Consider the following 16208-nt stretch of genomic DNA (forward strand, 5'->3'; position numbering starts at 1 on the left):
GCGGGGCCTGAACCGATCCACAGCTGCCAAGCCCACACCTTTCAGGCCCGCCCCTCTCACGCTTCGAGGGTTTTATGGGTATCGCTGCCAGCGAACTGTGTCGATATGTGATCCGCCCGACGCTCCTTTACCTGGAGTGTCACAGCACAACGGCGGAATCCTTGCTGCTGGGCATTGCCGCCAGCCAGTCGGCTTTGGGTTCGGCCCTGCATGACCGTCGCGGCCATGGCCTTTATCGAATTCCCGAGCCCCGCCACCAGGCGCTTTGGGACCACTACCTGGCGCTGGATCCGGAACGGGCCAGCCTGGTGCGCGGCCTGGCCAGCCAGCACGCCTTTCTCAGCGGGCCGCACCTGGAGTTGACCGTCAACCTGCGCTACGCCACGGCCATTGCCTGGCTGCTGGTGGAAGAACAAAACACCCCGCTTCCCGAAGCCGACGATCTGCTGGGCATGGCCCGGATCTGGCGTCAGACGTTTCACCCTCAAGGGCGCTTGCGCGATTTTACCTACGCCTGGCAAAACTGTGTTTCACCGTTGAATCAGGTCGCTTGCTGACAGGAAATTTGGAAACTTCCTACAACGGCCGCGAATTTGGTCAGATTGTCCTACAAAACCGCTCTAAATCGAGCAAATCAGGCTATAGCGCTTGAACGAAAATGTTGGTAGTTTTCGCCTCGGTGATCATCAGGAGTTCTAACAATGAAAAAAATCATGCTCAAAACCACCCTTGGACTTGCCGTGACCTTGGCATCCAGCCAACTTTTCGCCAGTGGCTTTGCCTTGAACGAACAAAGCATCAGTGGCATGGGCACTGGTTTCGCGGGTCGCTCTTCCGCTGCCGACGACGCAAGCACTGTATTTGGCAACCCTGCCGGTATGTCGCGCCTCAAGCGCCAGCAAGTGACCGGTGGCTTCGCCGCCATTGACGCCTCCACCGACATCAACGATGCCAGCGGCTCCCAGTCCGGTACCAACAAGGGCGACATGGTCCCGCTCACCGGTGTGCCGATGGGCTATTACGTCAAGCCTATCGATGATCAATGGGCTTTCGGCCTGGGTGTCTACGCACCGTTCGGCCTGATCACCGACTACGAAAACAGCTTCCAGGGCCGTAACTTCGGCAGCAAGAGCGTAGTGAAAGTCGTGACCTTCCAGCCAACCGTCAGCTACGCCTTCAATGACAAGGTGTCGATTGGTTTCGGGCCGACTATCAACCGGATTTCCGGGTCGTTGGAATCGGCGCTGACCACTCCGTTTTCGCCTAACGACGGCAATGTGCAGATCAAGGGCGACGACATTGGCTACGGCTATAACATCGGTCTTTTGGTCCAGGCGACCGACACCACTCGAGTTGGTCTGACCTATCACTCCAAGGTCAAGTACAAGCTTGAAGGCCACACCGAAGTGGACGCAGGTGCTGGTACGCCCGGGTTCTTGCTGAGCGACGGACGATACGACGCTTCTCTGGACATCACGACGCCTGAGTCGGTGGACTTTTCGGTCACCCAGCAAATCAATGATGCCTGGACCGTCTACGCCGGCAGCACCTGGACCCGCTGGAGCCGCCTGAAAGACATCACCGTGAACAACGACGTAACAGGCGGCGGCGCCCTGAACCCGACCCTTTTCGGCACCATCACCGAAGAACAGAACTGGCACGACACCTGGGCCTACGCCATCGGTACCTCCTACCAGTTGAACAAGCAATGGGTACTGCGTACCGGCCTGTCCTTCGACCAGTCGCCTACCAACAACACCGACCGCTCGCCTCGCATCCCAACCGGCGACCGGACCATCTTCAGCCTGGGTGCCGGCTGGAGCCCGACCGAAGACCTGACCATCGACGTGGCTTATTCCTACCTCAAGGAAGAGAAAGTCAGCGTCAACCGCAGCAACGCTCTGGGCCAGACCTACAGCGCCGAATACGAAAACAGCGCCAACGGTTTCGGTGTCGGTGCGACCTACCGCTTCTGATGACTCACGGCGGGCCTGAGCCCCTCGCCCGCTGAAACGAAAAAAGCCCCGCACTCTGCAAAGAGCCGGGGCTTTTTCGTGGCTGGCGGTCAGGGCTTGGACGCGATCGCCACCTCCACGGCCTTGATGAATTCAGGATCGTCAGGCTTGATCCGACTGGAAAAACTGGCGATCACCTTGCCCTGGCGATCCACCACGTACTTGTAGAAATTCCATTTCGGCGCGCCGGATTGTTCCGCCAGGTGCTTGAACAACGGAATGGCGTCAGCACCGCGCACCGGTTGCGGCTCGGTCATGGTGAAGGTCACGCCGTAATTGACGTAGCAGACCTTGGCTGTTTCCGCGCCGTCCTTGGCTTCCTGCTTGAAATCGTTGGACGGCACGCCCAGCACTTGCAGGCCTTGGTCCTTGTAGCGCTGGTTAAGCGCTTCGAGGCCTTTGAATTGTGGGGCGAAGCCACAGAAGCTGGCGGTGTTGACCACCACCAACGGCTTGCCGGCGAAGCGCTGACACAGGTCGACGGTCTCCTTGGCCCGCAGCTTGGGCAACGAGCCCTCCAGCAATGGTGGGCAATCGGCCGCCCATACGTGCCCGGTCACAGCCAGCAACAGAGCGGGAACAGCAAGCCAGCGCATCAGCATGTCGCAATCTCCTTGAAAGCACCTCAGACCACGACGTTACTCCGCAGCGCCTGACCCCGTCCACCGCTCAACAGTTGCCCATGCCCAATTGCATCAAGGCCAACCCGCCCTGATGCCAGCCCCACCAGGCGAACGCCAGCAACAGGCCAGCGCCGGCAGCGATCAACCACGGGCCGACGCGACTCATGCGACACCGGCCTGGGCCTGCAGGCGCGCCACCGGACGTTCACGCACCGGCCAATTCAATGCCGCCGCCAGCAGACTGAGCAGGATCGACACCTGCCAGATCAAGTCATAACTGCCGGTGCGGTCGTACACCACCCCGCCCAGCCAACCACCGAGGAACGAACCCAACTGGTGGAACAGGAACACGATCCCACCCAGCATCGAGAGATTTCGTACGCCGAACAAGGTCGCTACCGTGCCGTTGGTCAACGGCACCGTCGACAACCACAAGACGCCCATCGCCATCCCGAACGCATAGGCCGTGGTGGTCGTCACCGGCAGCCACAGGAACAAGCCGATCACCACCGCCCGCACCAGGTACAACCCGGTCAGCAGCCGCGGCTTGGACATGCGCCCGCCCAGCCAGCCAGCGGTGTAGGTGCCAAAGATGTTGAACAACCCGACCAGGGCCAGCACAGTCGTGCCGACGCTGGCCGGCAGGTGTTGGTCCACCAGATAGGCCGGCAAATGCACGCCGATGAACACCACTTGGAAACCGCAGACAAAAAAACCAATCGCCAGCAGCCAGAACCCGGAATGGCTGCACGCCTCGCGCAACGCCTCGGACAAGGTTTGCTCATGCCCCATCAGCGGCGCCGGCACGTCCTTGAGCATGCTCACCAACGGCACGATCAATGCCACCAACAACCCCAACGCCAACAGGGCGGCAGACCAACCGAGCCAACCAATCAACCCCAGGGTGCCCGGCAACATGGCGAACTGGCCAAAGGAGCCGGCGGCACTGGCGATGCCCATGCCCATGCTGCGTTTTTCCGGCGGCACGGCGCGTCCGACCACGCCGAGGATCACCGAGAACGAGGTGCCGGACAGGCCGATACCAATCAACAGACCCGCGCTCAACGACAGCGACCAAGGCGAGTCGGCCATGCCCATGAACAGCAGGCCGACGGCATAGAGAACGCCACCGATCAGCACCACTTTCGCCGCACCGAAGCGGTCGGCCAGCGCGCCGGTGAAGGGCTGCGCCAAGCCCCAGATCAGGTTCTGCAAGGCAATGGCGAAGGCAAACACCTCGCGCCCCCAGCCGAACTCGGCGCTCATGGGTGCCAGGAACAGCCCGAAGCCATGCCGCACCCCCAGGGATAACGCCAGAATCAGCGCGCTACCCACCAGGACCCAACCACAGGTACGCCACATCGATGTCATTGTTATTCTCCGCTCGCGGGTATATACCCGCTTGTTATCGAACGAACCGGCGTCACGCCAGTTCATCCAGCAAGGCCAACAGCGCTGTGCGCTTCTCGGCGCCCAGCTTATCGATCAATCGTTGTTGCGCCGCTTCCCAAGCCGGCAACGCCGCCGCCAGCCGGGCACGCCCGGCCTCGGTGAGTTCGACGATGCGGTTGCGCAAGTCTTCACCTTCGGCCAACGCCACCAATCCCTCGCCTTCCAACACCCGCAAGTTACGCCCCAGGGTGCTGCGGTCCAGGCCCATGGCCTCGGCCAGGGAGGAAATGCTCGGCTGGTCGAGGCGCGCCAGGTTGCTCAGCAAAGAATACTGGGCAACGTTGATCCCGAAGCCATCGAGGGCGCCGTCGTAATACCTGCTGACGCCACGTGCGGCACGACGCAGGTTGATGCACAAACATTGAGAAGGAAGCATGGTGCGTGTATATACCCGTGATTAAGGGAATGCAAATTTTAATGGAGAAACACAGAACCTGTGGCGAGGGGACAAATCACCTCGCCACGATGGTGCCCCCCTGGAAAAATCTATAAGTATCAATAGATTCGATTTAACACCCCTCATCACCATTCATCACACAGCGTCTAGCACCTGTCATGTCTGACAGGTTTCAGCTGACTTGAATCGGGCTATAACGAACCCGTGCCTCCAGCCCTGCCTCAGGGCCCGAAGACGGGCCGTGCGAATCACGCCATCGAGCAGTAGGAAAATTTCGCCGCCCCCACGCCATCAATGATGATGAATGGGAGATTTTTCATGTACCACGCTACCGTTGTTCCTGGGCATTCGTCGCCCTACCAGACACGCCTTCACTCCACGGAGAACAAACAGCCTCCAGCCGTCCGACTGACCAACCGGGAAAAGGAGTTTCTGCAGTGGAGCGAGGCTGGCAAATCTTCTTGGGAAATTGCCGTTATCGTCGATTGCAGCGAAGCCAACGTCAATTATCACTTCAATAATATCCGGCGGAAATTCGGGGTCAGTTCGCGTCATCTAGCGGGGAAGATTGCCCGTGAGCTGGGGTTGATCTGAGCGTTCCGATGGCATCCTCTGCAGCGGTCAGGACGGAATCGGACCTTGCAGAGGCCCCGATATTTTTTGTCTCAATCCCTAGGCGCTGTACGAAAAGCCTTGATATTCGTTCATGCTGCGTTGAAAACAGCCTCGGAATGCTCATGTACTCCAGTACACTGCGCTTCCTCGGCTGTTTTCGCCTTGCCTGACCTTCGTCTCAAGACTTTTCGTACAGAGCCTAGGAGAATATCAACGCGCTATCCAGCCCCTCTCCCACACTCGTGACGATTCCCCCGTTTTGTTGGCCTGGATCGAAAATCTAGGTTGTAAGGGTGAAAGCCACATTTTCTCGTCAGCCAGTCAGCTATAGATTTCGATAACGATTGAAGCTGGCTCGGAAGCGTTCCCCGAAGTATCCAACGCACAAACATCAAATGTGTACGAACCTGGAAGCAGATCGACAGCGGTGTAATGGGTAAGTGGAGTAGTATCAAAATATTCACAGTTGTTATATATGACATAACCGAACACGCCAATATCGTCAACCGACTCTTCCCAAGCCAGCGTAACTGAACTACCCGCCGAAGCAGTCTTACGCAAATTGCCTGGGACACTGGGTGGCGTCGTGTCTGTCGGCACATGGACAAGAGCAATTGGCTCGGATAATTGTCCGTAATAGTTGAACGTTTGCAGGCTTATGGAGTACTCAGTATCAGGAATCAAATTATTTAATCTATACTCTTCAAGAAAAGCAGTATTTCTATAAGTTTCATTGATATTTACTCTAGTACCCGTCACGACCTCCCCCTCCCCCAGTGTCCACTGTAATAGAGCCGAAGTAGAAGTCAGGGGAGTTATGCGTACATCAGTTGGCGCAAGGGGCGCGAGTGTTGGCGTCTCGCCTGTGGTTTTGAACACCGTTACAGGGCCTGGCACTGAAAGGTTCCCATCGGCGTCCAGAGCGCATACAAAAACCCAATAATAGGCGCCGCTGATTAAACCCAAGATTTTTTGGCTAGCATTCGTACTCCGGAGAACATAAGGAATACCATTCACGAAGACTCTATAGCCCGTCACCCCCACATTATCGCTTGACGGTGGCCATTGCAGATCCACTGAATGATCAGCGATGTTAGTCGCAACAGGCTGCCCAGGTCGCGTAGGAGGCTCAACGTCATACAGCACTGTTTCAAAAATAGTGACCTCCGACAGCTGCTCATCAAATTTGGCATAGACCTCAAATCTGAAGGAGTGCGGAGGCGGCCCCGGGGATAGCTCGGCAAGCCTGAAACTTAAGCCTAGGGGCCCCGCTGAAAAGCGCCTTCCATTTATCGTAACCTCATGAGCCGGCCATATACCGAACATGGGATCCCACGAAAGCCTGCACAGTCCGGCATGATGCTTCAGCTTTAAATTTGACGGTGGTCTCAATAGTGTTCTGAAAGCCTCCTCGACAGGCTCGGATGAACCTACTGTATTGACCGCCACAACAGTAACTCGGTATTTGGCACCGCTTCGCAAATGCTCAAGGTTGAACGAAGGCCGATCGACTTGCCCCACTATGAAACCATTGAGGTAAACCCTGTAGCGAGGGCTTCCGGCATTGCTGCTTGACGCAGCCCATTTAAGGTTCGCCGACCAAAACGACAGATTGCTCACCTCCAAAGATCCCGGCTGGCTGGGAGGCATACGCCTTACGCTCAAGACGTGAACACTGGGCTCCGATACCTTGTTCCCGGCTGCAATTGCCTTGATGGAAACGACGTAGGGGGCATCTGGCACCAGACCTGTTATTTCACAAGGTGGCTTTGCCACTGTTTTTGCAGGGAAACCTTCCACCACTACCTCATAACCAATGGCATCCGGGCATAACGGGCATGCGGAATAGGGTTCCTCCCAACTCAGCATGACACTGGATAATGTCTTCTGCGTATGCCTCACATGACCTGGAGCACACATTCGTACCGGAATGGCGACGACAGTGCTGACGGAATTATCCATAGTAGACGAACGGCTCATGGCTTCTCACCCAACTGAACTGACCTGGGTCAAGCGGCCCAAGGCATCGTAGTCCAAAAGGCGCCCCTCTTCGTCCAGGGTCATGTGACCGTCAGCGTCATATTCAAGCAATACTTCGGCAGGGTATCCGGCGACGCCCGCATTGGTCACTTTGCGCAGTTGTGTGCGATCCGTTGCGTCGTAGGTATAGATGGCAACGTTAGTGCCTTCAGGAGATGTGGTGCTCACACGAGTCAGGTTATCTATCGCATCGAATCTGAATAACTGACTGATAATGGTCTTACCGTAAGGATCCACTGGCGGCTCGCTGCCCTCACAGGTGTAGAGCACCAGCCGCCCGCGCGGATCGTATTCGTAAGTTTCCCTGCGCAACAACGTTTCCCCTTGGTACAGGGTTCGCTCGGTCAGTGCATCAACTGCGTTATAGACCTGAGTCAGTTGCTGTTCGATACCGTCAAGATCAAAGTCACGCTGTATTTCACGACCCATTCCGTCGTAAAGCAGGCCAATGGTCACGCGCTGCCCACTGGTGCTGTCCTGAGTACTGATGGAACTGAGCTGCCCGAGGCCATCATACGTAAAATCCGAGGACAGAATATCTGGACCAGATCGCTCCAAGCAGGTTCGCTCCAGACGGTTCGCCTTGTCGTAGGTGTATGACTGAGTTTGCTCAAGTACATCGGTATAGCTCAATAAAAGACCTAGCCGACTGTGCTTATAGTGCATTTCATAGTTATTTCCCTCCTGCACTCGCGTCTCGCTTTTCATTTCACCGGTCGTGAAATACTCACGCGAGAGTTCCAGCCCCCTTCCTTGCAACTGAGAAGTCGAGCGTTTTTACGGTCACGTACATATTCAGCCGTGATATCACCTGGTAAACGTCGTTGACTGGGTTCCTCACCTAACTGAGGTTGGTACACATAGGTAATCAGTTGATTGCTAGCGGTAGTCAAGGTCGCCGGTTGAGTTTGTCCAGGGTTGTAGGTGAAACATTGCTTTCGCCCCCCCGTAATCGATTCGACCATGCGTCCCAATCCATCGAAAACCTGTTGGCCCAATTCAATACCGTCAACACTTATTTCTGTCGGCAGGTCTTCCGAACTGTGCGATGCATAGCTGCGTCGAACCGTAGCACCACCGGGAAGGACGGTAGTGACCATACGGTCAAAAGCATCGTAGCTGTATTCGGTGGTTGCATCGCGTGCATCGGTTTCGCTGATCGTCCTCCCGAGCCCGTCATAGCCGTATCGATGCCGACTGATCAATGTTCCGTCAGTTTCGAAGCGTTCAACATGGTCAGGCTTCTCCAGCAAATTCAGGTAGGTCAATGTTTTACCGCTGACCTTCGCATCAACACCCGTTCCTTCCCGCCAGCCGGTCTGGATAGGGCCCTTCCATTGTGCCGAACCCATCGGGTTCGTTTCTTCGTAGACCTTGATACCGTCCGGCCCGGTGACGCTGCGCTGCATCCCCCATCCGTCGTATTCATAGCTGGAGGTCAAGGCCACCTGTTGCGCGTCCCGCCAGTCGTATTGAGTTTCCTCAATCAAGTTTCCCAACGTGTCATAACTTGCCGAGTAAGTCTGACGGTACTCTTCGGCACGCAAAGGATCGTCGGCATCCTGACGTTCTTCATACACCGGGCGATTGAGTCCATCGACACGCGTTAGGGTCTTCACGCCCTTGACGTCGGTCACTAATTGCTCGGCCCGCTGTCCATCCAGCGCAGTCAAAAGGTATGAATAATGACGTGTAGCCTCGAAATCCGGCTCGTCCGGGGCGACAGTTTCAGTCACTACGCGAGTCAGAGCGTCGTACGTGTAGCGAATTCTCACTTCATTGTCGTCGCGCGTCAGCAGCGGTTGACCGTGAAGCAGGGAGTCTTCACTGACCGTCGTTTTGCGGACTTCGAAACCGGGCTTGTCATCGTAGCCGATGAAGGTTTCGGTGGTCTCCAAAACGGTTTCCCCAGCCAGTACGCTCGGCAGTTTGTCGTATTCGTACAGGATCCTGCTGGTGGTGCCGTTGAGGGTGGTTTCCTGGCTGGCCACTCGGCCGTGCAAAAACACGTTGCCCGGTAATTCGTGGTAACTGCGCAAAGTCTGTTGCAAGGTTGTTTCGTCATTGCCTTCAACTTGCAACAGGGTTTCGCATTCAACCGCCAGCCAGTCGTCTACTTCACTGCCGGTCAGCGGCTTGTGTGCCGTGTAGCGCAGGCGGGTGCGCAGCGTCGGCGCGCCGGGCTCGCCCTCGGGCGAAGGGATCACCGTGGTGTCTTTCAGGTTGCGTTGGAAACGGTCCGGCGGGCAGCCGTCCTCGCCATTCTTGGCGTAGTAGGTGTAGACGGTCTTGATGCCGCTGGGCTCGACCTGTTCGGTCTGGTTGCCATGCTCATCGTAAGCGCTGCGGGTGATTTCGGCGCGGTATTGGGTCGCGTCGTTGTCCAATTCCCAACTGGTGGTGACCTCCTTGGGAAACTGGAACTGCGGGACTTGGCGCTCGAAAGCCACATCCTCGGCGTAATACTGAGTCTTGACGCGCTTGATGCAGTGTTCCTGCGTGGTTTTTTCTTCCGTCAGCAGGTGAAAGCGGTTGTAGCGGCGTTCGACCTGGCGCACCACCTGCCCGCCGACCATCAGGCTGGCGGTGCTGCCGTATTCATAGCTGGCATCGAGTTTGTACAGCGGGTCCATCCCGTCTTCCCAACTGACGGTTTCACCGGCGCCGAGAAAGTTACGGCCGGTGTAGCTGAAGACCATGTCGATCATCGTTTCATCGGCGTTCGATTGGCCGAAATCCGGGTAATTGCGATGGCGGGTGACCCGAGGCAGGTTGGCCCGCACGACGCCGCCCGGATAGGGATGGCCGGTGTCGGCGTACTCAATGGTTTCACAACCACCCACCGGGGTCTTGACCTCGTGTAGGCACAAAATGTTGCGGATCGGTCCGTTGCCATAGCCAAAACGCCAGGAACCCTTGTCAGGGGTGGGCAACACAATTTCCGTGACCCAACCGCTGGCGTTGAGCTTCATTTCATAGCGCGCCAGCGCCGCGCTGCCAGGGCCTTCGGGGCGCACGAGAATTTCCACCCACTCATCGCCGGCATGACGGTTAATGCGCAGCAGCTCGCCTTGGGCGTCGTTGATGCTTTGCAGGCATTGTCCGCCCCGGAACGATGTATAGGCCAGCGTGAGGCTGTGACCGGCCGGCGACTTGAGGCTCACGGGCAAGGCGACCCGGGTAAGAACGCCGCCGACCTGGAGTTCCTCGACCATTCCGGACTTGTGCACGACGCGATAGCGGTCGTTGTCCAGCTTCTCGAAGTGGAAGCTGTCGAGTTTCTTTTCCTTGATGTCGGGGGTGGGACCGCTGCCGGTCACCTTGAAAGTCTCCCCGGTACTCAAGGCCAGGATGCTGTCTCTGGGCGTGAACTGAGTCAGGTTCAGGTTCCAGCCGACCCCGAAGCCGGAGTCCAGGATGTTGATCGGACTGAAGGTCAGGTTCAGCGGGAACGCCGGGCCGTTGAGCCAGTTGCTCTGGACTTCGGGCAAGTCGATGGAAACGGTGTATTGCCCGGTGCGGGGGTCGACGCCGCTTTGTAGATAACTCATGAAACCGAATGCCTGGGAGTGCACGACACTGGAAGTAGTCATGTTTTGTCTTCCTCGTAAATAAGGCTATCGACGTTTCTAGATACCCGAAAGAAAGCATCGGAATATCCGGATCACACGGTAACTACATCGAACAGTCAATCCAGAACAAACAATCCGAAAACATAACACTACGCCTTGTCATCTTCGGCTCAGCACCAACTTATTACGGCTATCCTCTTCGGATGGCGAGTCAAAACCAATTGCCAGGGAGTGGCGATTTCCTTCTTCATCGAGCAACACAATATGGATACCGGGATCCAGATGCTGACGGTACAGCTTTCGCTTGTCGCCATTTGCCAGCCCGTCATACCAATACGTCATGTCGTCCGTTCGATGCATGCTGATAATCAACTCACCCTGCGCTGGTCCTCCACCGTCAAATGAAGTCTTGAGATTTTTTTGACGGATTCTCATCAACCCCCACAAATAGGGATCAAAGGACAACCCCTCAGGACTTGGACTGTCGGCATTTTCAAAATTAGCCGAATTGAAGGCATAGCCGGTATAGCTAAAGAATGTCTCGTCGACCAACTCACTTTCCCACCGCACAGTCGAAATATTGTTTTCGATGTACAAAGTGCTAAAGAGAACGGGATCGATACCCCGCCGCAAATAACTCAAATACCAGTAATCAATGGATTGACGATAATAGCTGAAATAATCCCACTCAGGATTCGTTTGGCTGGGCGGTGCATCGTGCCCATCTGCATCCTTCCATTTACGCACACGATTGAACTCATAATGGGACAGTGGAGGGGTCGTCGGCCGGATACCCTGCACTTCCACCTCATGATTTTCAGTTCTCTCATCGTTGGAGTTCTGAGTACCATAAGGCGAATCAAATTGCGCATAGAAGGTCCTGCTACCTTCTTGCGCAAGACATATATAAAGCTCGCGATAACGTACACCATTATTTTTTGGCATCGGCGGCGGCAATGGATAAGTTCGCGCCGCAGTGGGCGAAAAAAACCTGAAGCGGTTTCTAGTTTTGCTGGCAGCCCAAGGTGTATGACTGCCGTATTCAATGCCTTCCTGGCCCACAGCTATGAATGGAATTGGAACATTCGTAATTTTATCGACCAACCTGAGCGTAGCCAGTTCAGCATCGCTCACGGGGATGTATTGCTGCGTTCCACCTACGGTGACTGATTTCGTTGCGATGGTAACGATAATGGGAATTTGCTGAAAACCATTACTGAAACAACTGTCCAAGCCATTATTGACGGCGATGGTAAACTCACTAAGTTCCAGCCAACGCGGCTCTGGTTGTACTTGTTCGGAAAGCTGGATAATGCTGAACCCGCTTGCCCTGGCTTGACCATTCACCAGATAAGAACATCTCACCACACTGATTCGGGACGTGGGCTGGGCGGGAGGTGTGTAGACCCCATTTTCATCCACGTCTCCCTCACCGATAACGCCCCATCGAACGTCATCTTCAGGCTCCAAATCGGCGTACAACCGAATCGGATCGCTTGCGGTTATCGCCGCAACATAGGGTGGGTCGACCGGCAGCGTGTGCGCCGCTTTCATCAACACGACTGTTGCTTCAATCGTCTCGTTGAACTGCGGATCGGTTACCCTGATTCTCTGCAAGGCTAACGGTTCGATCAGGCTGGCAGGTGGTGTATAGATCGCATGATAATTATCAACGACCTCAAGCGTGCCCTCCTCCGGTGAAAGCGTCGGCCATCGCAAGCTCCCACTGCCCAAGGTCGTCACGGTAATCTCGACGGGCGTGGAGTTACTCCCAACACCACGCACGCACACCCTTGGCGAAATGTTCATGGTTTCGAAAACACCGAGCACCAAGGCCGAACTCTTCTGGAGCTTCCCGCCTTTCATGTACTGTGCCGTCACCACGACTGGCTGTTGTTCTCTACCCATTCGTATTGGATCTGGCGCGGTATAGACCCCGCCCGTAGCGGTAATCGTACCCACCGAAAACGGGCTAAAAGGGTTGCTGACACTCCACTGAGCGCTAATGCTCGACCCGTTGCTCTTACGTGCAACAAATGTCTGAGGCAGGCCACCACTCTTCAAGCTGATGAACGCTGGTTCGACGCTCACTGTTTCGGACGTTGGCTCAATATTACCCAACACCAATAAATCATGAGGCGTATGTCGTCCGTTATTACTTTCGATGAAAAAGTTGTCGCTTGGAAAAAGCAGATTCTTCAACACATCAAGCTGTACATCGTCGAGCAGCTCGATCCATTCGCTGTTCAGCACCAGTGCAGCCGAATAAAGACTCCGCCCGCCTGCCTTGTCGTCCGGAATCAGATAGGGGAAGTCACTGCCCTCAATCGGAAGCCCGTCCCCGTTTTCATCATGGATTTTCAGGCGAATGAATAGCACCACCGCACCATCCTCCGGATTATCGGAGGCGGGGGCTTTCTGCGTCCGAATGTAGAATCCGGTCGGGCTCAAAGGGTTATAGCCACTGAAGTCAAACAACCCCAGCTCAAAAACCCGTTGATCCTGCGGTAATACCGCCAAGCGGCTTTGGATTAACGCCGCTACGGGCTTGTCGACCCCGGGCATTCCCCCGAGATTACACGTCATCGACAGATCGCTCGCCACATCCAGTGTCACCCGTCCCCGCTTATCCACTTCACCTTCAATCTGGTTCAGGCTCAGCTTCATCTGAATGTGGTAGCCCATCGCTTCGGTAATATTGAAACTGGACAGCAAGCGGACCGCGCCCCCGCCGACCGGATGACTCCTGGCGGTATAACTGCCGCCTACGATGTTCATGGTTAACGTCACCCTGGACTGATTCAGCGAAGCCGACTCGAATGACAACACCGGCTTACCCAGTAATAGCCCGTCCAATGTCATGGACTCCGTTCGATCATCCAGATAGGCCACACCACTGATTGGCGGAATGAAGCGTCCTTCGTGCAACCAGGTTAAATATTGCGTTTCCAACAAGCGGTTGAGTTGTTCCCGACCAAAAGCGACGATCGCTCCCCAACCGTAAGTGATCGAGCGTCCGCGCATTTTATTCAACAGACTTTCCAGTGAATTCGACATGATCATTCTCCAGCCATTAGCGTGAGTGCCAGGAACTTACTGGTCATCGGCACAGAACATCTGGATCGTTTCGGGCACACTGAACAGCGGCAACGGCAGGACAATGTAGCCATCATCCGAAGCTCCACCCGGCCTCGCGGGAGGCGCCAGGACGGTAACGACCACAAACTTGTCCGGTCCTGCTGGATTCAAGGTCAGCAAACCGGTAACGGCATCGATTTGCGCAGAGCCACCGCCCAGCAACACCTGCCATGTCTCGCCCCAGTCACCGGGGTTGATGGGACCGTCCTCGCCCATGATCGACAACTGGAGCTGGTTTTCCGGCAAAACGGCGGCTTCGTTGATTGCCACTTCAAGCAGCGCTGTTCGATGCAACACCAGCACGCTGGTTTTCTCGCTCACGCTGGTCCGGGGGTTGGTCACCACAATCGTGTCGACGGTAGGCGGCGATTTGGCGATCGGCGGCCCCGGCACATAGCTGTGGTCCTTGCCGTCGGCGGGATTGGGTCTTACCACCGCACCGGAGTCCGGATCCTCCATGGACCAAATCAGCGCCCCGCCGTCCGCGGCACCGGCCGATACGTCGTGGGCCAGGGAGTCCCCGGCCGTCGCGATCATGATCAGCGGGTTGATGGCCATGCTCCGGCTCGTGATACTCACCAGCGCCGAGCTGATGTGGGTGCCGTCGGTGGCAGTGATCACCACCCGGATGGAACTGCGGGGCATCTCGGCGGCGGTGGGCGGGGTGTATAGGCCCGCGTTGGTGATGCGGCCCTTGGGAACGGTTTCGCCGAGGATATTGCGCACGGACCACGTTAGGTTGTCGCGACGCGGTTCGGTATGGAACTGCCGCGCGACCGTGTGGGGGATGATCGGCTCAAGGTCGGTGATGCTGAAGGCGGTTTGTGTGGGGCCGACCTGGCCGAACAGCGCCCAATCAGTTGGCGTGTGAACGCTTTGAAGGCTGATCGAATTCTCGCCACGGAATAGTAGACTATTAAGCGTAAATACATTGAGAACGGGTAATGTTGAGATAAATCTCTCATAGGCTGCATCAATGGTCGACACTATTTTATTTTTAAAAATGCCAAGGAGCACCTCATGCGACTCAGCGGTTTTAAAAAAACTCTCCAACTCAGGCGAGGGATTTACTGTGTAGTGATCTACAAGCTGCTTTTCTCGCTTTCTAAAAACCAGATTCCCGCCCTCAATCAAAAGCTCAAAGCCTAGGGATGTCTGGTAACCAAAATGAACTTGCCCCGGCACATTGAGCATCGACTCCATATACCGGCGAAGAGTGACTGATTGCGACTTAAAGCCAACCACGGCCAAGCCACAATACTGTATAGCAGACCCGGTCCACATAACATAGCCGGGTGTCACGAAGGAGAAATACGTCGAAATATCTCCCCTATCAGCAAAAAAATCCAGCTCAAGATACGGAATTTCCATATCGCACAAAGAGTTACTCTCCACGCCCCAAGGTTCTTTAATCCCTCCCTTAGTTCCCCGAATCCCATAAAAAATCTCATCCTGCATGATATCTCTGTATGCAAACTCCGGCATTTGGTTAACTTTTTTCAGCCCCTCACCCATCACCTGTTCTTTGACCATGTCGCACCCGAGCAATACCGTAACAGTATGTCCCTCTGGCAACAGATACTTCAGGTCGGCATTGTCGATAGGAGCAGTACCGTTGGCTTCTCCTTCCATCGCGACAAATAACAGTACCGCGCCTTCACCTTCGTCTTCATTAGCCAATAGCCTCGTACCCGAACCCTGTTTGTTATGGGTACGGATAATGAACTTCGAAGGCTTTAGAAACTGATTCGGTTCAAATCGCAAATCGTTCAGCACGAAAATTTTCTGCTCTGGCGGCAACCCTCTGAAATGCGTCTTGAAGCGTTCTCCTGCGACTCGCTGCAGATGCTCGGACGGCATGTCGATCAACCGATAATTGCTGCCTTCCGAAATATCGAGTTCCACCCGCCCAGCCGAACTCACCGAACCAGTGCTCGCCATCAGATCAATGTCAAACTTAAGCCCTGGCCCATCCAATACATCTTTCTCGGATATTCTGGTGAGCGACCATTGTTGGGCGCCCTCAAATTTAGTGAATGACAGATGAGTGCCACCGACCTCTTTCATCGTTAACTTTGCTGAAGAACTCTGCAAATTTGAACCCACAAATGAAAGCCGCGGTGCGTCCATCTGGTAGTTATGCAAAAAATCCTTATGCGTCGGCGTCGTATTGTCCCGTATCTCCTCGGTGATCGGCTGCATATAATCACCGGTTCCGAAGCGGGTAATGTACTCCTGCATCAAGACCTTATTGGTCTCACTGCGCCCATAGGCCAGAACCGCCCCCCAGCCTAATGTACGGGGTTTTACCTCAAGCCAGTCCAACAGTGCGTCTACAGAATTGATTTCCATGACA

Annotated in this window: 11 protein-coding genes; 3 read left to right on the forward strand and 8 right to left on the reverse strand. The window is 55.5% G+C overall.

From position 1 onward, the window contains the following. The first annotated feature begins 74 nt into the window (after window positions 1-74). Window positions 75-557: a hypothetical protein gene (locus J9870_RS21890; RefSeq protein ID WP_210640019.1), complete on the forward strand. Its 483-nt coding sequence runs from the start codon at window positions 75-77 to the stop codon at window positions 555-557. Window positions 558-701: 144 nt separating this feature from the next. Then, window positions 702-1976 (forward strand): outer membrane protein transport protein, encoded by a 1275-nt coding sequence (locus J9870_RS21895; RefSeq protein ID WP_210640020.1) that lies wholly within the window; start codon window positions 702-704, stop codon window positions 1974-1976. 89 nt (window positions 1977-2065) lie between these two features. On the opposite strand, the gene J9870_RS21900 is transcribed toward J9870_RS21895, so the two are convergent. From J9870_RS21900 to J9870_RS21910, 3 genes are all read right to left on the reverse strand, one after another. Continuing rightward, window positions 2066-2617: a glutathione peroxidase gene (locus J9870_RS21900; protein ID WP_210640022.1), complete on the reverse strand. Its 552-nt coding sequence runs from the start codon at window positions 2615-2617 to the stop codon at window positions 2066-2068. Between the two features lie 183 nt (window positions 2618-2800). Continuing rightward, window positions 2801-4009 (reverse strand): MFS transporter, encoded by a 1209-nt coding sequence (locus J9870_RS21905; protein WP_210640024.1) that lies wholly within the window; start codon window positions 4007-4009, stop codon window positions 2801-2803. A 52-nt stretch (window positions 4010-4061) separates the two neighbouring features. Then, complete coding sequence (locus J9870_RS21910; RefSeq protein ID WP_134925400.1) at window positions 4062-4466, reverse strand: MarR family transcriptional regulator; 405 nt, start codon at window positions 4464-4466, stop codon at window positions 4062-4064. 339 nt (window positions 4467-4805) lie between these two features. Between J9870_RS21910 and J9870_RS21915 the strand changes: the two genes are divergently transcribed. Then, on the forward strand, window positions 4806-5081 hold the full coding sequence (locus tag J9870_RS21915) for a LuxR family transcriptional regulator (RefSeq protein WP_210640026.1): 276 nt from the start codon (window positions 4806-4808) through the stop codon (window positions 5079-5081). Between the two features lie 342 nt (window positions 5082-5423). Here the strand turns inward: J9870_RS21915 and J9870_RS21920 are convergent, their stop codons facing one another. From J9870_RS21920 to J9870_RS21940, 5 genes are all read right to left on the reverse strand, one after another. Beyond that, a complete protein-coding gene (locus J9870_RS21920; RefSeq protein ID WP_210640028.1) occupies window positions 5424-7082 on the reverse strand; it encodes a fibronectin type III domain-containing protein in 1659 nt (552 codons plus the stop codon). Window positions 7083-7088: 6 nt separating this feature from the next. Continuing rightward, window positions 7089-7850, reverse strand: a complete 762-nt coding sequence (locus J9870_RS21925; RefSeq protein WP_210640030.1) for a hypothetical protein — start codon at window positions 7848-7850, stop codon at window positions 7089-7091. Then, on the reverse strand, window positions 7847-10735 hold the full coding sequence (locus J9870_RS21930) for an RHS repeat domain-containing protein (protein ID WP_210640032.1): 2889 nt from the start codon (window positions 10733-10735) through the stop codon (window positions 7847-7849). The genes J9870_RS21925 and J9870_RS21930 overlap by 4 nt, the downstream gene beginning before the upstream one ends. 138 nt (window positions 10736-10873) lie before the next feature. After that, entirely contained in the window at window positions 10874-13771 is a 2898-nt protein-coding gene (locus tag J9870_RS21935; RefSeq protein ID WP_210640034.1) for a hypothetical protein, read from the reverse strand. Between the two features lie 36 nt (window positions 13772-13807). Next, complete coding sequence (locus tag J9870_RS21940) at window positions 13808-16204, reverse strand: hypothetical protein (RefSeq protein WP_210640036.1); 2397 nt, start codon at window positions 16202-16204, stop codon at window positions 13808-13810. Window positions 16205-16208: the final 4 nt, after the last annotated feature.

The organism is Pseudomonas sp. Tri1 (assembly GCF_017968885.1).
Classification (GTDB): Bacteria; Pseudomonadota; Gammaproteobacteria; order Pseudomonadales; family Pseudomonadaceae; genus Aquipseudomonas.

Coding starts and splice junctions, on each gene's coding strand:
- J9870_RS21890 (WP_210640019.1), top strand. CDS start 75: ATGGGTATCGCTGCCAGCGAACTGTGTCGATATGTGATCCGCCCGACG.
- J9870_RS21925 (WP_210640030.1), bottom strand. CDS start 7,850: ATGAAAAGCGAGACGCGAGTGCAGGAGGGAAATAACTATGAAATGCAC.
- J9870_RS21915 (WP_210640026.1), top strand. CDS start 4,806: ATGTACCACGCTACCGTTGTTCCTGGGCATTCGTCGCCCTACCAGACA.
- J9870_RS21935 (WP_210640034.1), bottom strand. CDS start 13,771: ATGTCGAATTCACTGGAAAGTCTGTTGAATAAAATGCGCGGACGCTCG.
- J9870_RS21910 (WP_134925400.1), bottom strand. CDS start 4,466: ATGCTTCCTTCTCAATGTTTGTGCATCAACCTGCGTCGTGCCGCACGT.
- J9870_RS21895 (WP_210640020.1), top strand. CDS start 702: ATGAAAAAAATCATGCTCAAAACCACCCTTGGACTTGCCGTGACCTTG.
- J9870_RS21900 (WP_210640022.1), bottom strand. CDS start 2,617: ATGCTGATGCGCTGGCTTGCTGTTCCCGCTCTGTTGCTGGCTGTGACC.
- J9870_RS21905 (WP_210640024.1), bottom strand. CDS start 4,009: ATGACATCGATGTGGCGTACCTGTGGTTGGGTCCTGGTGGGTAGCGCG.
- J9870_RS21940 (WP_210640036.1), bottom strand. CDS start 16,204: ATGGAAATCAATTCTGTAGACGCACTGTTGGACTGGCTTGAGGTAAAA.
- J9870_RS21920 (WP_210640028.1), bottom strand. CDS start 7,082: ATGAGCCGTTCGTCTACTATGGATAATTCCGTCAGCACTGTCGTCGCC.
- J9870_RS21930 (WP_210640032.1), bottom strand. CDS start 10,735: ATGACTACTTCCAGTGTCGTGCACTCCCAGGCATTCGGTTTCATGAGT.